Here is a 21,724-nt window from a genome sequence, read left to right on the forward strand (position 1 = left end):
CAATTGATTCCGTTGTTTTACCGACACTTTCCGGAATTGATCATGACGTACAGGAAGGCGGTGCTCGCCATTCCTCTGGTGACGGCTGCCCCGAATCACGCTGACGGCCTGCAACAGCACCGGCACGGCTTCGGGGGCGGCCCCGGCGGCCGGTGCCAGCGCCGCACCGGTGGCCCTGGCCGAGGACCGCTTCAGCCCGTCCTTCATCCACGCCCATCTCAAGGTCAGGCGCACCACGGTCGGTCAGGTGCTGGCGCTGTACGGCCCTCCGGCGAGCCGGGACAACGTCGCCTCCCCGTTGGGGGATCACAGCGGCATGACCTATATCCGGCCCGAGGCGGTCAAGGGTAGGGTCGGCGAAACGCTGGGCGCCATCGCGTCCCTGACCCCGCTGAGTTCGTCGGCGGGCGAGGCGCTCTACCGTGCCGGCGGCGCGGCCAACGGCGCCGAGATCATCGCCGCCGCCTCCGCGGCCTCGTCCGCCAAGGCCCGGGGCGCCGGCAACAAGCTGGAGCTGGTCTTCGTGAACGGCCGCCTGGCCGACTGGCGCCTGCTGTAGCGCCGCGCGGCGGGGTGCGCGATCAGGCCCGGGCCGGAGCGGTGACATGCTCCGGCCGCACGCCCATCCCGATCATCCGGGCGGGCAGTGCCTGGAGGAACGGCAGCCGATCAAGGATGCGTAGGGCCAGGGGCGCCCGGAACGGGGCGTCGGCCTTGAGCGCGGTGGCGATCACCCGGGCCTGGATCACCCGCTGCAGGATCTGGGTCGCCCGGACCGGGAACATCCGCCGGGCCTGGACGCGGGCGAGGTCGGCCTCGGTCACGCGCCCCGCCCGCAGGGGCTCGGCCAGGATGTTGGCCGCCGCCACCGCGTCCTGGATCGCCAGGTTGATGCCGACCCCGCCCACCGGCGACATGGCGTGGGCGGCGTCGCCGATGCAGAGCAGGCCGGGGCGATGCCAGCGCGCCAGCCGATCGACGGTCACGGTGAGGAGCTTCACCGCATCCCAATCGGCGATGGATTCGGTGCGGTCGGCCAGGAACGGCGCGATCTCGGCCACCGTCGCCCGGAAGGCCGGCAGCCCCTTGGCGCGGAGCGCCGCGTCGCCGCCCTTCGGGACCACGTAGGCGCATTGCCAGGCGTCGCCCCGGTCCAGCGTGATCAGGATGCGCCCCGGCCCGAACCGCCCGGCCGCCGCCTCCGGGTCGCCGTCCCGGCGCGGCAGGCGGAACCACAGCACGTCGATCGGCGCCCCGAAGGCCCGGGGCGTGAAGCCGGCGCGCGCGCGCATCCGCGAATGGCGGCCGTCGGCACAGAGCACGAGGTCGGCCCGGATCTCCACCGGCCCGTCCGGCCCCTCGGCCCGCACGCCCACGACCCGGCCCGCGTCTTCGACGAGGGCGCGGGCCTCGGTCCGGCGGATCAGCCGGAAACCCGTATAACGCCCCGCCTCACCGGCCAAAAAATCCAAAAAGTCCCATTGCGGCATGAAGGACAGGAAGCGGTTGCGGGTCGGCAGGCGGCTGAAATCCGCGACCCGGTAGCTCCGGTCGTTCACGACGCCCGAGAAGGTCTCGACCCGCCGCTGGGGCAGGGCGCGGAAGCGCTCGGCGAGGCCGAGCTCGTCCATCAGGTCGAGGGTGGAGGGGTGGATCGTGTCTCCACGGAAGTCGCGCAGGAAATCGGCGTGCTTCTCCAGCACCGTGACGGCGATCCCGGCCCGGGCGAAGAGCAGGCCGGCCATCATCCCGGCCGGGCCGCCGCCGACGATGCAGAGCTGGGTCTTCAGGCCGTCCATCGAGCCCTCCGCACCTGATCAGTCGACGAGCGCCCCTTCGAGCAGGCCGAGCGCGTCCGCGACCGCCGCGCGACGGATCGCGCCGCGGCCGAGGTCGCCGTAGCGTCGCTCCAAGTGACGGCGCCCGCCCTGGCGCAGGGCGAGCCCGAAATGGACCAGCCCGACCGGCTTCTCGGCGCTGCCGCCGCCGGGGCCGGCGATGCCGGTGATCGCCACCGCGACCGTGGCGCGCGAGGCGGCCAGCGCCCCGCAGGCCATCGCCCGGCCGACCTCCTCGCTGACGGCGCCGTGCCGGCGGATCAGGTCCATCGGCACCCCGATCGCCTCCGCCTTGGCTTCGTTCGAGTAGGTGACGTAGCCGCGCTCCACCACCGCAGAGGAGCCCGGCACCGCGGTGAGCAGCCCCGCCACCAGCCCGCCGGTGCAGGATTCGGCCGTAACGATGGTGCGTCCGGCCTCGGCATAGGCGGCGACCAGCGCCGCGGCGCGGTCGAGAAGCTCCGTGTCGTCGATCATGCGCGAGGCTCGCCCTGGGCCGGAGCGCCCTATCTCGTGTTGTGACCCAAGCCCGGCCGCGGCTCAAGGACCGGCGCCCCGACAGGAGACCCCGACCCCGATGATCTTCCCCGCGACCACGGCCTTCTACGCCGCGCTGCTCGCCCTGGTGTATCTCGGCCTGTCCGGCTGGGTGATGGGTTCCCGCGTCTCCGGCAACGTCCTGTTCGGCGACGGCGGCGACGAATCCATGCTCAAGCGGGTCCGCTCGCACGCCAATTTTTCTGAGTATGTCCCGCTGGCGCTGATCCTGGTCGGCCTGCTGGAAGCCGGCGGCGGCAGCCACGGCCTCGTCCAGGGTCTGCTGATCGCCCTGCTGGTCGGCCGCATCCTGCACCCGATCGGCATGTTCGCCGCGCCCAACTCCCCCCGCCAGTTCGGCTGCCGGGGCGGCGGCATCCTGCTAACGATGGCCGTGCTCGCCATCGCGGCGATCGCGCTGCTGCTGCGGACGGCGTGATTCTTTTTTTGGGATGGAGCGGCTGTCATCGAACGGTGCGTTCGTGACCTCCGACGGGGGTGCTCACGCCATGATGGGCGCCGATCCAACCGATCCCCTCATCCTGAGGTGCCGTAGCGAAGCGGAGGCCTCGAAGGAGCCCTCCAGCCGGCCGCGCGCTCCCTGGAGGGCTCCTGCGGGGCTCGCTGCGCTCGCACCTCAGGATGAGGGCAGGGGTGGGATAGACCCGATGTCGTGCGTCAGCCGGCGTAGCTAATTGACCGATCGCCTTTTCTGATCACGCCGTCGCGGCAGGGTCGGCGATCGTCGCCCCCCTCCCGAGAACGGGAAGGAAAGGCGCCCGCGCCCCTCACCCCTGCCGCATCGCGGTCTCGGCCTCCGCATCGAGGGCGGGGCCGGCCTCTTCGGGGAGGCGGATCGTGGCGGCGGCCTGGGCGGCGAGGCCTTCGGCGCGACCGACGAAGCCGAGCTTTTCCGTGGTCGTCGCCTTGATCGACACGGCGGTCAGCGGCACGCCGGCGATCTCGGCGATGCGCGCCCGGATCGCCTCCCGGTGCTGGCCGATCCGCGGCGCCTCGGCCAGCACGGTGATGTCGAGATGGTCGATCCGGCCGCCCCGGGCCCGGACCAGCCCGCAGGCATGGGCCAGGAACTGGTCGGAGGAGGCGCCGCGCCAGCGCTCGTCGGAGGGCGGGAAGTGGGTGCCGATATCGCCGTCCGCGATGGCGCCGAGCAGCGCGTCGGTGAGCGCGTGCAGCGCCACGTCGCCGTCGGAATGGGCGAGCACGCCGCGGTCGGCCGGAATCTTGATGCCGCCGAGCCAGACATGGTCGCCGGTGGTGAAGGCGTGGACGTCGAAGCCGGTGCCGAGGCGGGTGACGTAGGCGGTCATGGCGCGGGCTCCGGGCGCTGGCATTTCGGATGGATCGGACGCGAAGGCCCGGTCCGCCTCGATCAGGTCGGCGGGCTGGGTGATCTTGCGGTTGGCGATGTCGCCGACGAACACCACCACGGGCAAGCCCGCCCATTCGGCGAGCGCCCCGTCATCGGTGAAGCCGTCGAGGCCTTGCGCGGCCGCGTCGCGATGGGCGCCGAGCAGCGGCGCGAAGGCGAAGGCCTGGGGGGTCTGCACCGCGCGCAGATGCTCCCGGGGCGGGGTCTCGTGCACCCGGCCGATGCCGGGGGCGATCTCGGCGACGCGCTTGACTGTATCGGTGACCGGCACGCCCGGCACCGCGGCGCCATGGTCGCGCCCGGCCGCGATCGCCCGGGCGATCAGGGCGGCGTCGACATAGGGGCGGGCGGCATCGTGCACGAGCACGATCTCCGGCGCGTCGCCGGATGCCAAGGCCTCGAGGCCGGCGCGCACCGAGAGCTGGCGGGTGGCGCCGCCCTCGACCGGTGCGCCGATCTTTTCGCGGTGCTCAGGCGCGAGCTCGTCCAGGCAGCTGAGAAAAAACGCGGCCGCGTCGGCGGCGATCACCGGCTGGATCCGGTCGATCGCGTCCTGGGCAGCGAGGGCGGCGAGCGTGCGGGTCAGGACCGCCTGGCCGCCGACCCGGCGGTACTGCTTGGGGGTGCCGCCGCCGATGCGGATGCCGCGGCCGGCCGCGACCACCACGGCGGCGACGCCAGACCCCGTATCCACGGGTCCGGTGGCAGGCGTGCCGGTGGCGGGCATGGGCGGCGAACTCGTCGAAACCGGGAAGAGGACGGCAGCGGGCGCGCGGGCCAGCCGTGCTGCCGGACCTCTGCCGGTGAGGATGAGCGTCGTTTAAGCGGGGGAGGGCGCGAAATCAACGCGCTGCCCCCGCTTGCCAGCGGACCGCACTTGCCTCATTGTTGTGCAGAATGGCGACTGATCATTATTTAAGCGCGCTGCGCGACGGACGACCGGCCGGCGGGGGCGATTCTCCCGTTCCGCTCTGCCTGCTCGCGCCCCTGTCCGGCGTCACCGACCTGCACATGCGCAGGATCGCCCGGCGCTGCGGCGCCGACGCGGTGGTGTCCGAGATGGTGGCGGCGCGCGAATTCGCCCGCGGCGCCGGCGAGGCGACCCTGCGGGCGGAGGGCTCCGGGGTCGACCTGCACGTGGTCCAGCTCGCCGGCTGCGAGGCCGAGCCGATGGCCGAGGCCGCGCGGCTCGCCGAGGCCGGGGGCGCCGACGTGATCGACGTGAACATGGGCTGCCCGGCCAAGATCGTCACCGGGATCGCCTCGGGCTCGGCCCTGATGCGGGACCTCGACCACGCGACGCGCCTGCTCGCGGCCGTGCGCGGGGCGGTGTCGGTGCCGGTCACCGTCAAGGTGCGGCTGGGCTGGGACGACGCCACCCGCAACGCCGTCGATCTCGCCACCCGGGCCGAGCGGCTCGGGCTCAACGCCGTCACCGTCCACGGGCGGACCCGGCAGCAATTCTACAAGGGCGTGGCCGATTGGGCCGCGATCCGCCCCGTGGTCGACGCGGTCTCGATTCCGGTGATCGCCAACGGCGACGTGGTCGACCTCGCCAGCGCCCGAGCGTGCCTCGCCGCCTCCGGCGCCGCCGGGGTGATGATCGGGCGCGCCGCCACCGGCCGGCCCTGGCTGGTCGGGCAGGTGGCTGCGGCGCTCGCCGGCCGTCCCGCGGAGACGCCGTCGCCGGCCGAGCAGGCCGCGATGGCGGCCGCGCATTATGACGGGCTGCTCGCGCTCTACGGCCGCCATATGGGCGTGCGCCATGCCCGCAAGCATTTGGCCGCCTATGCCGAGGCCGGCGGCGCGCTGGAGCCGGCCGAGCGCACCGCGCTCCTCACCACCACCGATCCGGAGGTGGCGCTGGCGCTGCTGGCCCGCGCTTTCGGGCAGGCCGATCTGGTTCGGGAGGCCGCGTGAGCGACGACGGCTTTCCGCAGGATCTGCGTCCCGAGGCGTCGGGCGGCCGGCGCGACCCGGCCGGAGAGGCCGTGCTCAACGCCCTGCCGCTGCCGGTCCTGACCATCGGCGGTGACGAGCGCATCCTCCACTGCAACCACGCCGCGGAGGCGTTCTTCGACTATTCCGCGCGCCTGATGCAGCGCCGCCGCCTGCGCGACATCATCCCGTTCGCCTCGCCGATCATCGCGCTCGTGGCCGAGGTCCGGCGGCGGCGGGCCAGCGTCAGCGAGTACCGGGTCGAGCTGACCCAGCCCCGCCTCGGGCTGGAGCGAAGCGTCGACGTCTTCGCCACGCCCTTGGCCGACGACGACGATGCCGTGGTGATGATGCTGCAGGAGCGCACCATCGCGGACAAGATGAACCGCCAGCTCACCCATCGCGGCGCCGCCCGCTCGATGGTGGCCCTCGGCGCGATGCTGGCCCACGAGATCAAGAACCCGCTGGCCGGCATCCGCGGCGCCGCGCAGCTCTTGGAGAGCACCGGCGCCGAGGAGGACCGGATGCTCACCCGGCTGATCTGCGACGAATCCGACCGGATCGTGCGGATTGTCGAGCGGATGGAGCTGTTCGGCGACGAGCGCCCGGCCGATCGCGGCGCCGTCAACGTCCACGGGGTCCTCGACCAGGTGAAGCGCTCGGCCCAATCGGGGTTCGCGCGTCATATCCGCTTCGTCGAGACCTACGATCCGTCGCTGCCGCCGGTGCTCGGCAGCCGCGACCAGCTGATCCAGGTGATCCTGAACCTCGTGAAGAACGCCGCCGAGGCGATCGGCCCGGATGCGGTCGAGGGCGAGATTACCCTGTCCACCGCCTTCCGCACCGGCCTGCGCCTGCAGGTGCCGGGCTCGCGCGAGCGGGTCAGCCTGCCGATCGAGGTCGCGATCCGTGACAATGGGCCGGGCATCTCCGCCGACCTGCTGCCCGACCTGTTCGACCCATTCGTGACCACCAAGGCGCAGGGATCCGGCCTCGGACTTGCATTGGTCGCCAAGATCGTCGGCGACCACGGAGGCATCGTCGAGTGCGATCCCGCCCCCCGCCGTACGACGTTCCGCATCCTCCTGCCGATGTCCAGCGCCCGCGACGGGCGCGAATCGGCGGTCGATCCGTGATGTCGCCTTGTGTTTCGGCCGCCCGGCCGGAGGTCTGAGTAAGAGAATCATGCCGAACGGCCACATCATCGTCGCCGACGACGACGCCGCCATCCGCACGGTGCTGAACCAGGCACTGTCCCGGGCGGGCTACGAAGTCCGCTCGACGGGCAATTGCGCCACCCTCTGGCGCTGGGTCGCGCAGGGCGAGGGCGACCTGGTCATCACCGACGTGGTGATGCCCGACGAGAACGTGTTCGACCTGCTGCCGCGCATCAAGCGCGTGCGGCCGGAACTGCCGATCATCGTCATGAGCGCGCAGAACACCTTCATGACCGCGATCCGCGCCTCCGAGCGGGGCGCCTACGAGTACCTGCCCAAGCCCTTCGACCTGAAGGAGCTGATCGCCATCGTCGGCCGCGCGCTGTCACGCCCGCGTGGCACCGCGCCGGCCGGCGCGCCGCCGGAGAACGAGGACATCCCGCTGGTCGGGCGCTCGCCCGCCATGCAGGAGATCTACCGGGCGCTCGCCCGGCTGATGCCCACCGACCTTACCGTGATGATTACCGGCGAGTCCGGCACCGGCAAGGAGCTGGTCGCCCGGGCGCTGCACGATTACGGCCGCCGCCGCACCGGCCCGTTCGTGCCGGTCAACATGGCCGCGATCCCGCGCGACCTGATCGAGTCCGAGCTGTTCGGCCACGAGAAGGGCGCCTTCACCGGCGCGCTCCAGCGCTCGGCCGGCCGGTTCGAGCAGGCCGAGGGCGGCACGCTGTTCCTCGACGAGATCGGCGACATGCCGATGGAGGCCCAGACCCGGCTCCTGCGCGTGCTCCAGCAGGGCGAGTACACCACGGTCGGCGGCCGTGTGCCGATCAAGACCAACGTCCGGATCATCGCGGCGACCAACAAGGACCTGCGGATCTCGATCCAGCAGGGCATCTTCCGCGAGGATCTGTTCTTCCGGCTGAACGTGGTGCCGCTGCGGCTGCCGGCCCTGCGCGAGCGGTCGGAGGATGTGCCGGACCTGATCCGCCACTTCTTCGTGTTGGTCGAGCGCGAAGGCCTGACCCGCAAGACGCTGGACGGCGACGCCATGGAGCGGCTCAAGCGCTACCGCTGGCCGGGCAACGTCCGCGAGTTGGAGAACCTGGTCCGGCGGCTCGCCGCGCTCTATCCGCAAGAGACGATCACCGGGCCGGTGATCGAGGCTGAGCTCGACACTTTGCCGCTCGCCGCCCCGGCCTCGGCCAACGGCAGCGCCCGCAAGGCCACCGGCGAATCCGAGACCCTGTCGAGCGCCGTGGAGCGCCACCTGTCGGATTACTTTTCGGGCTACCGGGACACGTTGCCGCCGCCCGGGCTCTATCACCGGATCCTGCGCGAGATCGAAGGCCCACTGATCGGCGCGGCGCTCGCCGCCACGCGGGGCAACCAGATCCGCGCCGCCGAGCTGCTCGGCGTCAACCGCAACACCCTGCGCAAGAAGGTCCGCGACCTCGACCTGCAGGTGTTCCGCACCGCCCGGTAACGGGTTCCCAAAGGGCGAGCCCTTTGGCGGGGTTCGGGGCGGAGCCCTGAGACGCCTGGAGCTGGTTCTACGCGTTCGCTTACGCCGAACCGGCATCCACTGCGGCGGCAAGCGCTCCGGTCAGCGCCGGGGCAGGATCGGGTCGCCGCGCATCAGGGCGTTGAGCCGCTCGGTGTCGAAGCCGTTGGGGATGGTGGGCACGATCGGCTTGGGCGCCGGCGCAGCCTTCACCGGGGCGGGAAGCGACCCGGTCGCCGAGGGTTCGGCCTGGGCAGCCCGCACCGTCGCGGGCGGCGCCAGATGGGCAAGCCGGTCGGCACTGACGAGGGCGACGATCGCCGTCGAGACCAGGACGAGGATGCCGCCGAAGAAAGAACGCAGGATAGGCACGCAGACGACCCGGAACGCGACTTGAGACGGCAACAGATTACCCGCCGGCCCGTTAACGAAGCCCACCCCAAATTTGCGGGCCGGGAGCCAGTCTTCGGGAGGCGATATTGACGAACGTCCAGGCGACCGCGAGCGACAGCCCGTTCATCCAGGGCCGCAACGCCCGTCTCTACGGTAAGCCCGTGAGCGAATGCCCCTATGCGGAGGGCTCCGAAGAGCACGCCGCCTGGATGCAAGCTTACGAGGAGGCCGTGGTCTCCGATCCGCCCGAGACGCCGTGAGCGGTGAACCGTAGCGGAAGGCGCGCATCGACTCCCGTCATCCTCCACGTCATCCCGGGGCCGTGCAGCGGAGCCCGGGATCCAGAAGCTCTGTCAGTTCAGGACCTTGCGCTGTCGGCGCCTCTGGATTCCGGGCTCGCCTGTGGCGCCCCGGAATGACCGAGCGGGTTTGGCAGCCCACCGTCGCCCTCAAGAACCCCCCTCAATCAACCCTCAGGCTTGACCTCGCCCGGGCCGGCGGGCTTCGTGCGTCGCAGCGCAACGCGATCGTCGAGCCACAATGTCCCTGACGCCCAAGCCCGAATCGAAGCAGACATTCGGGGCGGCGACGCGCCTCGTCCATGCCGGCCGGGATCCGGGCGCGCAGCACGGCTTCGTCAACACGCCGATCTATCGCGGTTCGACCGTGCTCTACCCGACCTACGACGCGATCAAGAACCGGCGTGGGCGCTACAATTACGGCACCTCGGCGACGCCGACGATGGACTCGCTGACCGACGCCTGGACGGAACTCGCCGGTGCCGCCGGCACCGTGGTGACGCCCTCGGGGCTGTCGGCGCTGACCGTCGCGCTGATGGCCGCGGTCTCGGCCGGCGACCATCTGCTGGTGACGGATTCGGCCTATCGCCCGACCCGGCAGTTCTGCGACGGCGTCCTGGCCCGGTTCGGGGTCGCGGTCACCTATTACGACCCGACCGTGGGGGCCGGCATCGCCGAGTTGATGCGCCCCAACACCAAGGCGGTCCTGGTCGAGGCGCCCGGCTCGCAAAGCTTCGAGATGCAGGACGTGCCGGCGATCGCCGAGGTCGCCCATGCGAGGGGCGCCTGCGTGATCATGGACAACACCTGGGCGACGCCCCTGCTGTTCCCGCCCCACGAACGCGGAGTCGATATCGCGGTCGAGGCCGGGACCAAGTATCTGAGCGGCGGGTCCGACCTGCTGATCGGCCTCACCTCCGCCAACGCGGCCTATTTCCCGGCGGTGCGGCGCACCTTCGACCATTTCGCGCCCTGCGCCGGGGCCGAGGACATCTTCCTGGCGCTCCGGGGCATGCGCACGATGGCGCTGCGCCTGCGCGAGCACGGCCGCGCCGGGCTGGAGATGGCCCGGTGGTTCCAGGCGCGGCCGGAGGTGCTGCGGGTGCTGCATCCCGGCCTGCCGGAGGATCCCGGCCACGCGATCTGGAAGCGCGACTTCGCCGGCGCCTCGGGGCTGTTCGGGGTGATCCTCAAGCCGGTGCCCGAGGCGGCGGTGGCCGCGATGCTGGACGGGCTGGAGCTGTTCGGGATGGGCTTCTCCTGGGGCGGCTTCGAGAGCCTGGTGATCCCGTTCGACTGCGCCGGCTACCGGACCGCCACCCAATGGGCCCCGGGCGGCCCGGCCCTGCGCTTCCATATCGGGCTGGAGGACATCGCCGACCTCCAGGCCGATCTCGATGCCGGCTTCGCGCGGCTGCGGGCGGCATTCTGACGGCGCCCGCAGCCGCGCGCGATGACGGATGGGTGACGGAGCATTTGACCTGACCGTCCGATCCTGATTGACCGGCCGGGCATGAGCACGAGCCTCTCCGCCGACGGCGTCCCGCACCTCGCTTCTGTCGATCGGATCGGCCGCGGCCTCGACGCGCTGAGCCTCACCCATGCCCGGGTTGCGGCCGCCCTGCTGGCGCTCTGCCTGCTGCTGTTCCTGCCCGGCCAGATCTCCCTGCAGCCGATGGACCGGGACGAGCCGCGCTTCGCCCAGGCCTCCAAGCAGATGCTGGAGAGCGGCGACCTGGTCGACATCCGCTTCCAGGGGGAGGCCCGGCACAAGAAGCCGGTCGGGATCTACTGGGCGCAGGCCGCCGCGGTGGCGGCCGGGGAGGCGCTGGGCGTCCCCGATGCGCGTCGGCAGATCGCCCTGTACCGGATCCCGTCGCTGATCGGCGCCACGGCCTCGGTGCTGCTCGCCTACTGGGCGGCCCTGGCGTTCCTGCCGCGCAGGCTCGCTCTGCTGGCCGCCGCCCTGTACGGCGCCAGCCTGATGCTTACCGCCGAGGCGCATCTCGCCAAGACCGACGCGCTGCTGGCCGCCTGCGCCACCGCCAGCCTCGGGGCGCTCGCGCGGGTCTGGCTGGCGTCCCGGGCCGGGGGAACCGTGGGCCGTGCCGTGTTCCCGGCCTTCTGGCTCGGGATGGCGCTCGGCATCCTCATCAAGGGACCCATGGTGCCGCTGTTCGTCGTCCTGCCAGCCCTGATCTTGTCGGTGGTGACGCGTTCGGGCCGCTGGCTGCTCGCCCTGAGGCCCGCGGCGGGCCTCGCCCTCACGCTGCTGCTGGTGGCGCCGTGGTTCGCGGCCATCGCCTGGAAGAGCGGCGGCGCCTTCTACGCGGAGGCGGTGGGTCACGACATGCTGGCCAAGGTCGGCGGCGGCGCCGAGCGGCATTGGGCTCCCCCCGGGGCCTACGCCCTCGCCTTCTTCGCGACCTTCTGGCCGGGGGCGGCCTTCGCGGCGATGGGCCTTCCGCTCGCCTGGCGCGCCCGGCGCGAGCCCGCCGTCGCGTTCCTGATCGCCGCCGTGCTGCCGGCCTGGCTGATCTTCGAGGCGGTGCCGACCAAGCTGCCCCATTACGTCCTGCCGCTGATGCCGTGGCTTGCCATCCTCACCGTCCTGGCCCTGTCGCGCGGGGCGCTCGACCCGCGGCTGCGCGGGGCGCGGGCGACCGCCCTGCTGGTGCCGGCGATCCCCATCGGGCTGACGCTCGGCCTGTGCCTCGCGGGCTGGCGCCTCGACAGCCACACGCTCCCCTGGGCGGCGCTGCCGCTGCTCGCCGCGGCCTGCGCGGTGGCGGTCCTGGCCTGGATGGCCTTCGCGGGCGGCAGGCCCGAGCGCGCCCTCGTGCTCGGCATCTTCGCGTCCTGCCTGCTCGGGCCGGCGGTGCTGGGCGTGGCGCAGCGGTCCCTGCCGACCCTGAAGGTCTCGCCGCGGCTGGCCGCCCTGCGCGACCGGATGACCTGCCCGAACCCGCAGGTCGCGAGCCTCGGCTACCGGGAGCCGAGCCTCGTCTTCCTCACCGGCACCGATCTCGCCCTGCCGCCGGACGGGGCCGCGGCCAAGCAGTTCCTGGAGGCGGGCGGCTGCCGGCTGCTGTTCGTGGAGGCCCGCGACCGCGACGACTTCAACGCCGCCTGGCCGGTGGCGCGGGGGGCGCCGGCGCCGCTCGCCGAGGTCGAGGGCTTCAACCTCAATACCGGCCGGCGGGTCTTCGTGACCGCCTACGCGGTGGCCCCGTGAGCGGCGCGCCGACCCTCAGCGTCGTCGTGCCCGTGAAGAACGAGGCCGGCAACATTGCCCCCCTGGTGGCCGAGATCGAGGCGGCCTGCGCGCCGCTCGGCTTCGAGCTGATCTACGTCGATGACGGCTCCACCGACGGCACGCCGGACAGCCTGGCGGCGGCGCGCGCCGGCCGGCCCTGGATGCGGGTGGTGCGGCACGCGCGCAGCGGCGGCCAGTCGGCGGCGGTGCGCAGCGGCGTCCTGGCGGCCCGGGCGCCGGTCATCGCGACGCTGGACGGCGACGGCCAGAACGACCCGGCCTTCATCCCGGCCCTGCTCGCCGCCCTGGAGGCGGGCGGTGAACGGGCCGGCCTAGCCCAGGGGCAGCGGCGCGGCCGCAAGGACGGGCGCTTCAAGATGCTGCAATCGCGCATCGCAAACGGCGTGCGCGGGCGCATCCTGAAGGACGCCACCCGGGACACCGGCTGCGGCCTGAAGGTGTTCCGCCGCGCCGTCTATCTCCGGCTGCCCTATTTCGACGCCCTCCATCGGTTCATGCCGGCCCTGGTGGTGCGCGAGGGGTTTTTGGTGGTCCACCACGACGTGATCGACCGGCCCCGGCTCACCGGCGTCTCGAATTACGGCCTGTTCGACCGGCTCTGGGTCGGGCTCCTCGACCTCGCCGGGGTCTGGTGGCTGATCCGGCGCAAGCGGGCCGACCCGCAGCCGCACGAACTCCCCGCGCCGGCAGACCAGGACGCCCGATGCTGATCCAGCTGGCCCACGACCTGCCGGACTATTTCTACGACGTGTTCGTCACCCGGCTCGATTTCTGGGTGGTGTTCGGCATCGTCGCCCAGATGGTGTTCGGCTCGCGCTTCATCCTGCAATGGATCGCCAGCGAGCGCGCCGGCCGGAGCGTGATGCCGCTCTCGTTCTGGTTCCTGTCGATCCTGGGTGGACTGATGACCCTGGTCTACGGGTTCGTCCGCCGGGAGCCGGTGATCATCATCGGCCAGGGCCTGTCCACCGGCATCTACCTGCGCAACCTCGCGCTGATCTTCCGCGAGCGCCGGCGACGCCAGCGGGATCCCGCATGACCCGCGCCCCCCTGCCGGATTTCTACGACGATCTCGACGCGACCTTCGCCGAACTGTGGCGGCTTCTGGCGGAGGGTGCCGCGCAAGGCCGCAGCGGTTTCCACCTGCCGGCGCTGGCGACCGTCGGGCCCGACGGCCCGCGGCTGCGCACGGTGGTGCTGCGCGAAGCCGACAGCGAATCCGGCACCCTCCGGTTCCATTGCGACCGCCGCTCCGACAAGGCCGCCGAGATCCTGGCGAACCCGGCCTGCGCGCTCGCCGCCTACGACGAGGCGAGCAAGATCCAGATCCGGATCGAGGGCCGGGCCACGCTCCACACGGACGACGCCGTCGCCGAGACCGCCTGGGCCGGCTCCCGGGCGATGAGCCGGGTCTGCTACGGCGCCGACCCCGCACCCGGGACGGCTCTGCCCGCGGGCGGCGCCTACACGCTGCCGGACGAGGATGCGGCGGCGTCCCTCGGGCGCCCGCATTTTGCGGCCGTCAGGGTGCGGGCCACGCGCCTCGACTTCCTCTATCTCGACCGCCGCGGCCATCGCCGGGCGGCCTGGACGCGGGGGCAGGGCAACTGGACCGGCGGCTGGATCGCGCCCTGATCGGAGACGGTGAGCGGACCCCACCAGATTACGACTCCTACAATCAGCATTAAAATGCTTTTTCTGTTTCAATTGCGCGCCATGTGAGGCGGCAAAATAAATGTTCGAGATGAAATTTAATCGATAAAGATTGAAACCGGCCCTTCGGCAATCCTGCCGCCGGCTTGATCGTTCGATGATATTACTTGCCGCCGGCAGCAGAAATCAACATAGGTCACTTTGGCTCGAAGGGTATCGTGCCGAGCGGGGCCGTCATGCAACTGATGTCGAAGTTAAGTATTCCGTCGAAGCTTTTCGCAGTTATTACTCTCATGAGCGCAATCTTCTTCGGATGCGCATGGTACACGTCGCAGAAGATTGTCGCGATCGACGCGTCATACTCACTTTTGCTTGATAAGGAATCGAAGGCGGTCGTCAAGGTCTCGCGCCTGAACCGTGTCGTGGCGCAGCTCGGCTACGCCGCCCTGCGCACCGCATCCGAAGCCGGCACCGCAGACGGAAGCCGCGTCGGCCGCGGTCTCGACACCCTGGCCGCCGAGGCCGCGAAATTGATCGACGGCGCTCGCCGCGAAGCGCCCGCGTTCCGGGACCGCATCGAGCAGATCGCCGGGCATTTCGACGCCTATAATCGGGCCCTCTGCGATCTGCGCGACCTGGCCGACAAGGCCAAGGCCGACGAGGCCCTGTCGCTGGCGCGCCGGATCGCGGACGGCGTCCAGGCGGAGATGACTGAATCCGCCCGCACGCTCGTGGACGACATGGATGTCTCGCTGCAGAAACGGTCCGACGCGCTGACCGCCGAGACCGCCGGGACGCGCACCGTGCTGTTGACCATCTCGCTCCTCGGCATCGCCTTGGGCATGATCGGCGGCATGCTGGTCGTGGTCTACGGCGTCACGCGCCCGATCGGCCGCTTGACCGCCGTGCTGCGGCGCATGGCGAGCGGGGAGATCGATGCCGAGATCCCCGAGGCCCGGCGCGGCGACGAGATCGGCCTGATCGGCCGCGCCGTGGAAGGCATCAAGGCGCTGGTCGCCCAGAAGGCCGCCGAGCAGGCCGAGATCCGCCGCGTCGCCGACGAGGCCGCCGCGGAGGCGCGCCGCAAGGCCATGCTGGAACTGGCCGATGGCTTCCAGGGCACGGTCGGCCGGATCATCGGCCTGGTCTCGTCCGCGGCCACCGAGCTGCAGGCGACCGCCCAGGCGATGACCGCCACCGCGACCCAGACCGCCAGCCAATCCACCACCGTGGCGGCCGCGGCCGAGGAGGCCGCCTCCAACGTCAACACGGTGGCAAGCGCGGCCGAGGAACTCGGCTCGTCGGTCCAGGAGATCGGCCGCCAGGTCGACGGCTCGGCCAAGCTCGCCCAGGGCGCCGTGGCCGAGGCCGACCAGACCGCGACCCTGGTCCAGGAGCTGAGCGGCGCCGCCGCCAAGGTCGGCGACGTGGTCCGGCTGATCACCGACATCGCCGCCCAGACCAACCTGCTGGCGCTGAACGCCACGATCGAGGCCGCCCGGGCCGGCGAGGCCGGTCGCGGCTTCGCCGTGGTCGCGTCCGAGGTCAAGGAACTCGCCAACCAGACCGCCCGGGCGACCGAGGAGGTCGCCGGCCAGATCGGCCAGATCCAGAAATCCACCGGCGCGGCCGTCGCGGTGATCGCGGGCATCACCGCGCGCATCAAGGAGATCGAGTCGGTGGCGACCTCGATCGCCGCCGCGGTCGAGGAGCAGGGCGCGGCCACGCAGGAGATCGTGCGCAATGTCGGGCAGGCGGCGCAGGGCACCGGCGAGGTGACCAGCAACATCGCCGGCGTAGCCTCGGCGGCGGCGGAAACCGGCCGGGCTGCGGACCAGGTTCTGGGCGCCGCCTCGGAGCTGTCGCGCCAGTCCGAGCACCTGAGCGGCGAGGTCGACCGGTTCCTGTCGACGATCCGGGCCGCCTGAGCCAGACGCGGGCCGCGCAGCGGCCGGGGAGGACAGACTTGCGCCGTCCCCCCCTGTCGCGCGCGGCCGGTCGGGCGTAAAGCCCCCGGGCCGTCCGCCCACTCGGGTCGCATGGCGGGTCGACCGGGAAGACTGACGTGGGCCTCGTCTACGCGCTCGCCGCCTATCTGAGCTGGGGCCTGCTGGTCCCGGTGCATTTCCGGATGCTCGGGGCCTTCAGCCCGAACCACATCCTGGCCGAGCGGATCGTCTGGTCGAGCCTGTTCGCGGGGGCGCTGGCCCTGGCGCTCGCCGCGCGCAAGCGGCTCCATCTGCCGTTGCCCCTGCGCCCGCGCCACGCCCTGCTGGCGGTCTCGGCCGTGATGATCGGGATCAACTGGCTGCTGTACCTCTACGCGATCGACCGCGGACACCTGCTCGACGCCAGCCTCGGCTATTACATCAACCCGCTGGTGAGCGTTGCCTTCGGGCGCATCGTGCTCGGCGAGCGGCTGCGGCCCCTGCAGGCGGTCGCGGTAGGGATCGCGGCCGCGGGCGTCGCCGTGGCGGTGGTCTGGGCCGGCGAATTACCGATCCTGTCGCTCTCCCTGGCGGTGAGCTTCGCCCTCTACGGGCTGGTCCGAAAGATCGTCGGGGTCGATGCCCTGGTCGGGTTCCTGACCGAGACGCTGCTGCTCCTGCCGGCGGCCGTCGCGTGGCTGATCCTCTCGCCCGAGCCGTTCCTGCCGGCCGAGCCGAAGAACCTCGCACTGCTGATGCTCACCGGGCTCACCACGGCGCTGCCGCTGATCTGGTTCGCCGCCGCGGCGGTGCGCCTGCGGCTGACGACCCTCGGCCTGCTGCAATACGTCGCCCCGACCTGCCTGCTGTGCCTCAGCGTCCTGGCCTACGGCGAGCACGTGGAGCCGCCCCGGGCGGCGATGTTCGCCCTGATCTGGGTGGCGCTCGCCCTCTACAGCGTCGACGCCCTCCGCGGCCGGCGCCCTGCCGATCCCGTGCCCGAGATCCGGTCGGATCCCGATCCGATGCGTGTATAAGGCATTCCATGCGCCCCGCGGGGCGATGACGGGATACCGGCGGGCCGATGAGCGAATCCGAGGGCGGCCGAGGCGTCGTCACCGATGCCGATTACAGGAATCTCGCCGAGACGCTGCCGCAGCTCGCCTGGATCGCCGAGGCCGACGGGACCATCGTCTGGTACAACCAGCGCTGGTACGACTACACGGGCAGCACCCTGGAGGAGATGCGCGGCTGGGGCTGGCGCGCCATCCACCATCCCGACCATGTCGAGGCCGTGACCGAGCGCTTCCGGGCGGCGATCATGCTCGGCCGATCCTGGGAGGACACGTTCCCGCTGCGGGGTCGGGACGGGATCTATCGCTGGTTCCTGTCCAAGGCGCTGCCGCACCGGGACGCGGCGGGCAACATCCTGCGCTGGTACGGCACCAACACCGACATCTCCCGCCGCCGCGCCGTCGAGGAGCGCCTGCGCGATTCCGAGCAGCGCTTCCGGGCGCTGGTGGATGCCTCCGCGGCGGTGATCTGGAACACCAACGCGGTGGGCGAGCTGATGCCGCCGCAGGTCCGCTGGAGCACCTATACCGGCCAGAACGAGGAGGCCTATCAGGGCTGGGGCTGGGTCGACGCGGTTCATCCCGACGACCGCGCTCACGCGGCCGATGCCTGGGCCGCCTGCGTCGAGGAGCGCAAGCCCTACGAGATCGAGTACCGCCTGCGCCGCCATGACGGCGTCTGGCGCGCCATGGAGGTGCGCGGCGTGCCGGTGCTCGCCGAGGACGGCACCTTGCGCGAATGGGTCGGCACCTGCGTCGACGTCACCGAGCGCAAGGAGGCCGAGGAGGCGGTCGAGCGGGCCCGGCAGGCCGCGGAGGCCGCCAACCGGGCGAAAAGCCAGTTCATCGCCAATATGAGCCACGAGCTGCGCACACCGCTCTCGGCGGTGATCGGCTATTCCGAGATGCTCGGCGAGGAGCTGGAGGATATCGGCCAGGCCGCCCTCCTGCCGGACCTGCGCAAGATCGAGGCAGCGGCCCGGCACCTGCTGTCGCTGATCAATGACGTGCTCGACATCTCCAAGATCGAGGCCGGGCGCATGACCGCCTCGGCCGAGACCTTCCCGGTCGCGGACCTGATCCAGGATGTCGGCGATTCCACCGGGTCCCTGGTGGAGAAGAAGGGCAACCGCTTCGTGGTCGATGCGGATGCCGACGCGCTGGGCTCCATCCATCAGGACCAGACCAAGATCCGCCAGTGCTTGGTCAACCTGATCGGCAACGCCGCCAAGTTCACCGAGAACGGCACCATCACCCTGGCGGTGCGCCGCCATCAGGAGGACGGGGCGGACTGGCTGTCCTTCGCGGTGAGCGATACCGGCATCGGGCTGAGCGAGGAGCAGATCGGGCGCCTGTTCGAGCGCTTCGTCCAGGCCGACGACTCGACCACCCGCCAGTTCGGCGGCACCGGCCTCGGCCTCGCCATCACCCGGGCCTTCTGCCAGACCATGGGCGGCGACATCGCCGTCACCAGCACGGAAGGGCAGGGCGCGACCTTCACGATCCGCCTGCCCGCGACGCTCAAGCCCGAGGACGAGCCGCCGGAGGTGGCCGAGATCGCGGCCGCGGCGGTCGAGCCGCACGAGCAGCACGAGACGGTCCTGCTGGTGGACGACGACCCGGCCGCCCGGGAGCTGCTCCAGCGCTTCCTCGAGCGCGAGGGCTTTCACGTCCGCACCGCCAATGACGGCCGCGCTGGGCTGACGCTCGCCCGGGCGCTGCGCCCGCGGGCGATCCTGCTCGATGTCGAGATGCCGCGCATGGACGGCTGGGCGGTGCTGCACGCCGTGCGCAGCGATCCCGATCTGGCCGGGACGCCGGTGATCATGACCTCGGTGGTGGCCGAGCAGGGGCTCGGCCAGGCGCTCGGCGCCACCGACTACTTCGTCAAGCCGATCGATTGGGACCGGCTGAAGGGCATGATGGAGCGCTACCGCCCGGAGGGGCCTGGCGAGGCGCGCGTCCTCGTGGTCGACGACGACCCGGATGCCCGGGAGCGTCTGCGCCGGTCGCTCGGCCGCGAGGGCTGGACCGTGGACGAGGCCGAGAACGGCCAGATCGCCCTGGAACGGGTCAGCCAGACGCGCCCGAGCCTGATTCTGCTCGACCTGATGATGCCCGAGATGGACGGGTTCAGCTTCCTGCGGGCCCTGCGCGCCCGGCCGGACGGCGACGTGCCGGTGGTGGTGCTCACCGCCAAGGAGATCACCAGCGCCGAGAAGGCGAGCCTCGGCGCCCAGGCCGACCGGGTGATCGCCAAGGGCTCCATGAGCCTCGCCGAGATCGGGCGGCAGCTGCGCGTGCTCTACGCGCGCTCCGCCGCCGAGCCGGTGCCGGGCCGGCTTCAGGGCCTGATCCAGCGGCTCGCCGAGAAGGACAGCGCCGGGGATGGCACGGGAGACACACCATGAGCGATGACGGGATCGGTCCGGACAAGGCGGCGGCGATCCGCCTGCGGGCGCGGCTGGCGGTGGTGGAGCGGGCGGCCTGGTTCGGCCTCGTCCACGCGATGAAGACGCGGCCCGCCGAGACCGAAGCCTACATCGCCTCCGAGCGGGCGCGCTGCGCGGAAGGGTTCGGCGGCACGACCTGGGCCAAGGACCTCACGGATGCCGAACGCAAGATGCTCGCCGAGGAGGTCGATGCCGGGCTGGCGCAGCTGATCGCGGATGCCCGCGGGGAGATCTGACCCGCGCATCGGCGCGCCGCGCGCCGATCTCATTCCTGGCCGAACAGGTCCCGCCAGGCCGGCGGCAGGCCCATGATCGAAAGCGATGGCGTGCGCGTCAGCCCCGGCAGGCTGGTCGCCGAGAACACGCCGATCGCCACGCTCCGGGCCAGCACCCGCGCGGCGGCGTCGCCCAGGCGGGCGAGGTCGGCCACCGGGTCCGTGAGCGCCACAGCGCCGGTCGCCACCGCGAAGACGAGGTCGCCGTCGAGCGGCGTATGGGCCGGCACCAGGGCGCGGGCGAGGCCGTCCTGCGCGGCCACCGCGAGGCGCCGGCACTGCGCCTTGGTCAGGGCGGCGTCGGTGGCGACCACCGCGAGCGTCGTCGCCGCGCCGGGCAGCGTCCGGGCCGGGAAGGCGAGGGCGTCGGCCGGCACCCGCGCGGGAGAACCGAGGCCGCCGAATTCGTCCGCCTGCTCGAACGGCGCGGCCCAGAAATGCGGCCCGTCCCCGATCGTGGCGCAGCCGAAGGCGTTGACCGCTGCGAGCCCGCCGACCGAGCAGCCGGTACCCGGCACGAGGGCCGAGGCCGAGCCGATCCCACCCTTCAGGCGCCCGGTGCGCGCCCCCGTGCCGGCCCCCACGGAGCCGAGGGCGAAGTCGTCCGACGCGGCCGCCGCCGCCAGGAAGCCCAGCTCGCGATAGGGCGGGTAGCGGCCCCACGCCTTGTCGCCGCCGTTGAGCAGGTCGAACAGGATCGCCCCCGGCACGATCGGCACCCGCATCGGGCCCACCGGAAAGCCCCGACCGGCCTCGGCGAGCCAGGCGGTCACCCCCGCACCCGCATCGAGCCCGAAGACAGAGCCGCCCGAGAGCACCAGGGCGTCGATCCGCTCCACCGTGCGCTCGGGATCGAGCAGGTCGGTCTCGCGGGTGCCCGGGCCGCCGCCGCGCACGTCGACGGACGCGACCACGGGCGCGTCGAACAGGATCGCGGTGACCCCGCTGGCGACCGTGAGGTCGCTGGCGTGACCGACCCGCAGGCCGGGAATGTCGGTGATGCGGTTGCGCGGCATGGATCGAGCTTGCCACGGCTGGCGATCGGGGCAAATCCCGGTGCGCCATCCCCGCCCGATCCGGGTTGGTCGGACGGCAAGGCGCGACGAGGAGCACGGCATGGACGTGGGATTCATCGGATTGGGGCGGATGGGCCGCGGCATGGCCGCCAGCCTCGCGCGGGCGGGCCATCGGGTCCGGGCCTGGAACCGCTCGCCCGAGGGCGCGCAGGGCCTCGCCGGGGTGACCCCGGTGGCGAGCGCCGCCGAGGCGTTCGCGGGCGAGGCGGTCATCACCATGCTGGCCGACGACGCGGCACTCGAGGCGGTGATCGTGTCGGGCGGGCTGCTCGACCAGCCCGAGCGCCCCGGCCTGCATATCGGCATGAGCACGATCTCGGTGGCGCTCGCCAGGCAGCTCACGGCGATCCATGAGCGGGCCGGCGTTCCCTACATCGCCGCGCCGGTCTTCGGCCGGCCGGACGTGGCCGAGGCCGGCAAGCTCAACATCGTTGCCGCCGGCGCTGCGGCCCTGATCGCGCGCGCCGCGCCGCTGTTCGACGCGATGGGGGCCAAGACCTGGCCGTTCGGCGAGGAGCCGTCGCGGGCCAACGCGGTCAAGCTCGCCGGCAACTTCATGCTGATCTCGGCGATCGAGGCCATGGGCGAGGCCTGCGCACTGACCGAAGGCCACGGGGTCGCGGGCGCAGACTTCCTCGACCTGATGACCAACACGCTGTTCGCCTCGCCGGTCTACAAGGGCTACGGCGCCTCGATCGCCCAGAACCGCTACGAGCCGCCGGGCTTCGGCCTCAAGCTCGGCGCCAAGGACGTGCGCCTCGCCCTCCAGGCCGGGGAAGGCGCGGGCGTGCCGATGCCCTTCGCCAGCGTCCTGCGCGACGGGCTGATCGAGGCGATCAGCCACGGGGACGGCGAGAAGGATCTGGCCGCCCTGGCACGGGTCTCTGCACGGCGTGCAGGCCAGAGTTGAACCTAGCGACCAGGTCT

21 protein-coding genes are annotated in these 21,724 nt (G+C 71.9%); 16 read left to right on the plus strand and 5 right to left on the minus strand.

From position 1 onward, the window contains the following. The first annotated feature begins 169 nt into the window (after nucleotides 1-169). Complete coding sequence (locus AKJ13_RS11865) at nucleotides 170-559, plus strand: hypothetical protein (protein WP_050733530.1); 390 nt, start codon at nucleotides 170-172, stop codon at nucleotides 557-559. A 22-nt stretch (nucleotides 560-581) separates the two neighbouring features. Here the strand turns inward: AKJ13_RS11865 and AKJ13_RS11870 are convergent, their stop codons facing one another. After that, nucleotides 582-1,799 (minus strand): FAD-dependent oxidoreductase, encoded by a 1,218-nt coding sequence (locus AKJ13_RS11870; RefSeq protein WP_050733531.1) that lies wholly within the window; start codon nucleotides 1,797-1,799, stop codon nucleotides 582-584. Nucleotides 1,800-1,817: 18 nt separating this feature from the next. After that, nucleotides 1,818-2,315: a CinA family protein gene (locus tag AKJ13_RS11875; protein ID WP_050733532.1), complete on the minus strand. Its 498-nt coding sequence runs from the start codon at nucleotides 2,313-2,315 to the stop codon at nucleotides 1,818-1,820. A gap of 100 nt (nucleotides 2,316-2,415) precedes the next feature. On the opposite strand from AKJ13_RS11875, the gene AKJ13_RS11880 reads away from it, so the two are divergent. After that, nucleotides 2,416-2,814 carry an MAPEG family protein gene (locus AKJ13_RS11880; protein ID WP_050733533.1) on the plus strand — a complete coding sequence of 133 codons (399 nt, stop codon included), beginning with the start codon at nucleotides 2,416-2,418 and terminating at the stop codon, nucleotides 2,812-2,814. Between the two features lie 349 nt (nucleotides 2,815-3,163). Here AKJ13_RS11880 and AKJ13_RS11885 read toward each other — a convergent pair whose 3' ends face one another. Continuing rightward, entirely contained in the window at nucleotides 3,164-4,495 is a 1,332-nt protein-coding gene (locus AKJ13_RS11885; protein WP_050733534.1) for a bifunctional 2-C-methyl-D-erythritol 4-phosphate cytidylyltransferase/2-C-methyl-D-erythritol 2,4-cyclodiphosphate synthase, read from the minus strand. A 170-nt stretch (nucleotides 4,496-4,665) separates the two neighbouring features. Here AKJ13_RS11885 and dusB point away from each other — a divergent pair, with 170 nt between their 5' ends. Genes dusB through ntrC form a run of 3 tightly spaced genes read left to right on the plus strand, consistent with a single transcriptional unit; the run spans nucleotide 4,666 to nucleotide 8,352 of the window. Next, nucleotides 4,666-5,688 carry a tRNA dihydrouridine synthase DusB gene (dusB, locus tag AKJ13_RS11890; protein ID WP_050733535.1) on the plus strand — a complete coding sequence of 341 codons (1,023 nt, stop codon included), beginning with the start codon at nucleotides 4,666-4,668 and terminating at the stop codon, nucleotides 5,686-5,688. Between the two features lie 23 nt (nucleotides 5,689-5,711). Continuing rightward, nucleotides 5,712-6,842: an ATP-binding protein gene (locus AKJ13_RS11895; protein WP_144426236.1), complete on the plus strand. Its 1,131-nt coding sequence runs from the start codon at nucleotides 5,712-5,714 to the stop codon at nucleotides 6,840-6,842. A 49-nt stretch (nucleotides 6,843-6,891) separates the two neighbouring features. Then, on the plus strand, nucleotides 6,892-8,352 hold the full coding sequence (gene ntrC / locus AKJ13_RS11900) for a nitrogen regulation protein NR(I) (RefSeq protein WP_050733537.1): 1,461 nt from the start codon (nucleotides 6,892-6,894) through the stop codon (nucleotides 8,350-8,352). Between the two features lie 120 nt (nucleotides 8,353-8,472). Here the strand turns inward: ntrC and AKJ13_RS11905 are convergent, their stop codons facing one another. Further along, nucleotides 8,473-8,742 (minus strand): hypothetical protein, encoded by a 270-nt coding sequence (locus tag AKJ13_RS11905; protein ID WP_050733626.1) that lies wholly within the window; start codon nucleotides 8,740-8,742, stop codon nucleotides 8,473-8,475. Nucleotides 8,743-8,849: 107 nt separating this feature from the next. Between AKJ13_RS11905 and AKJ13_RS32240 the strand changes: the two genes are divergently transcribed. The 10 genes from AKJ13_RS32240 (at nucleotide 8,850) to AKJ13_RS11950 (ending at nucleotide 19,682) form a co-directional block, all read left to right on the plus strand. Further along, nucleotides 8,850-9,023 carry an Rmf/CrpP family protein gene (locus tag AKJ13_RS32240; protein WP_007562928.1) on the plus strand — a complete coding sequence of 58 codons (174 nt, stop codon included), beginning with the start codon at nucleotides 8,850-8,852 and terminating at the stop codon, nucleotides 9,021-9,023. Between the two features lie 280 nt (nucleotides 9,024-9,303). After that, nucleotides 9,304-10,494 carry a cystathionine beta-lyase gene (metC, locus tag AKJ13_RS11910; protein ID WP_050733538.1) on the plus strand — a complete coding sequence of 397 codons (1,191 nt, stop codon included), beginning with the start codon at nucleotides 9,304-9,306 and terminating at the stop codon, nucleotides 10,492-10,494. A gap of 81 nt (nucleotides 10,495-10,575) precedes the next feature. Beyond that, the gene (locus AKJ13_RS11915) at nucleotides 10,576-12,297 is read left to right on the plus strand and encodes a glycosyl transferase (protein WP_050733539.1); all 1,722 of its coding nucleotides are present in this window, start codon (nucleotides 10,576-10,578) and stop codon (nucleotides 12,295-12,297) included. Continuing rightward, nucleotides 12,294-13,049, plus strand: coding sequence for a glycosyltransferase family 2 protein (locus AKJ13_RS11920; RefSeq protein WP_050733540.1), 756 nt, complete (start codon nucleotides 12,294-12,296; stop codon nucleotides 13,047-13,049). Before AKJ13_RS11915 ends, AKJ13_RS11920 begins: the two co-directional genes overlap by 4 nt. After that, nucleotides 13,043-13,378 (plus strand): lipid-A-disaccharide synthase N-terminal domain-containing protein, encoded by a 336-nt coding sequence (locus AKJ13_RS11925; protein WP_007562919.1) that lies wholly within the window; start codon nucleotides 13,043-13,045, stop codon nucleotides 13,376-13,378. The genes AKJ13_RS11920 and AKJ13_RS11925 overlap by 7 nt, the downstream gene beginning before the upstream one ends. Beyond that, nucleotides 13,375-13,974 carry a pyridoxamine 5'-phosphate oxidase family protein gene (locus AKJ13_RS11930; protein ID WP_050733541.1) on the plus strand — a complete coding sequence of 200 codons (600 nt, stop codon included), beginning with the start codon at nucleotides 13,375-13,377 and terminating at the stop codon, nucleotides 13,972-13,974. The genes AKJ13_RS11925 and AKJ13_RS11930 overlap by 4 nt, the downstream gene beginning before the upstream one ends. 254 nt (nucleotides 13,975-14,228) lie before the next feature. Beyond that, complete coding sequence (locus AKJ13_RS11935; protein WP_050733542.1) at nucleotides 14,229-15,920, plus strand: HAMP domain-containing methyl-accepting chemotaxis protein; 1,692 nt, start codon at nucleotides 14,229-14,231, stop codon at nucleotides 15,918-15,920. Between the two features lie 137 nt (nucleotides 15,921-16,057). Then, nucleotides 16,058-16,957 (plus strand): EamA family transporter RarD, encoded by a 900-nt coding sequence (gene rarD / locus AKJ13_RS11940; protein WP_007562912.1) that lies wholly within the window; start codon nucleotides 16,058-16,060, stop codon nucleotides 16,955-16,957. Nucleotides 16,958-17,004: 47 nt separating this feature from the next. Beyond that, complete coding sequence (locus AKJ13_RS11945) at nucleotides 17,005-19,404, plus strand: response regulator (protein WP_050733543.1); 2,400 nt, start codon at nucleotides 17,005-17,007, stop codon at nucleotides 19,402-19,404. Beyond that, entirely contained in the window at nucleotides 19,401-19,682 is a 282-nt protein-coding gene (locus tag AKJ13_RS11950; protein WP_050733544.1) for a hypothetical protein, read from the plus strand. The genes AKJ13_RS11945 and AKJ13_RS11950 overlap by 4 nt, the downstream gene beginning before the upstream one ends. A gap of 29 nt (nucleotides 19,683-19,711) precedes the next feature. Here the strand turns inward: AKJ13_RS11950 and AKJ13_RS11955 are convergent, their stop codons facing one another. Next, a complete protein-coding gene (locus AKJ13_RS11955) occupies nucleotides 19,712-20,737 on the minus strand; it encodes a P1 family peptidase (protein ID WP_050733545.1) in 1,026 nt (341 codons plus the stop codon). 100 nt (nucleotides 20,738-20,837) lie between these two features. Between AKJ13_RS11955 and AKJ13_RS11960 the strand changes: the two genes are divergently transcribed. After that, nucleotides 20,838-21,707: an NAD(P)-dependent oxidoreductase gene (locus AKJ13_RS11960; protein WP_050733546.1), complete on the plus strand. Its 870-nt coding sequence runs from the start codon at nucleotides 20,838-20,840 to the stop codon at nucleotides 21,705-21,707. Nucleotides 21,708-21,724 lie beyond the last annotated feature (17 nt).

The sequence above is a fragment of the Methylobacterium sp. ARG-1 genome (assembly GCF_001262595.1).
GTDB classification, from domain to species: Bacteria; Pseudomonadota; Alphaproteobacteria; order Rhizobiales; family Beijerinckiaceae; genus Methylobacterium; species Methylobacterium brachiatum.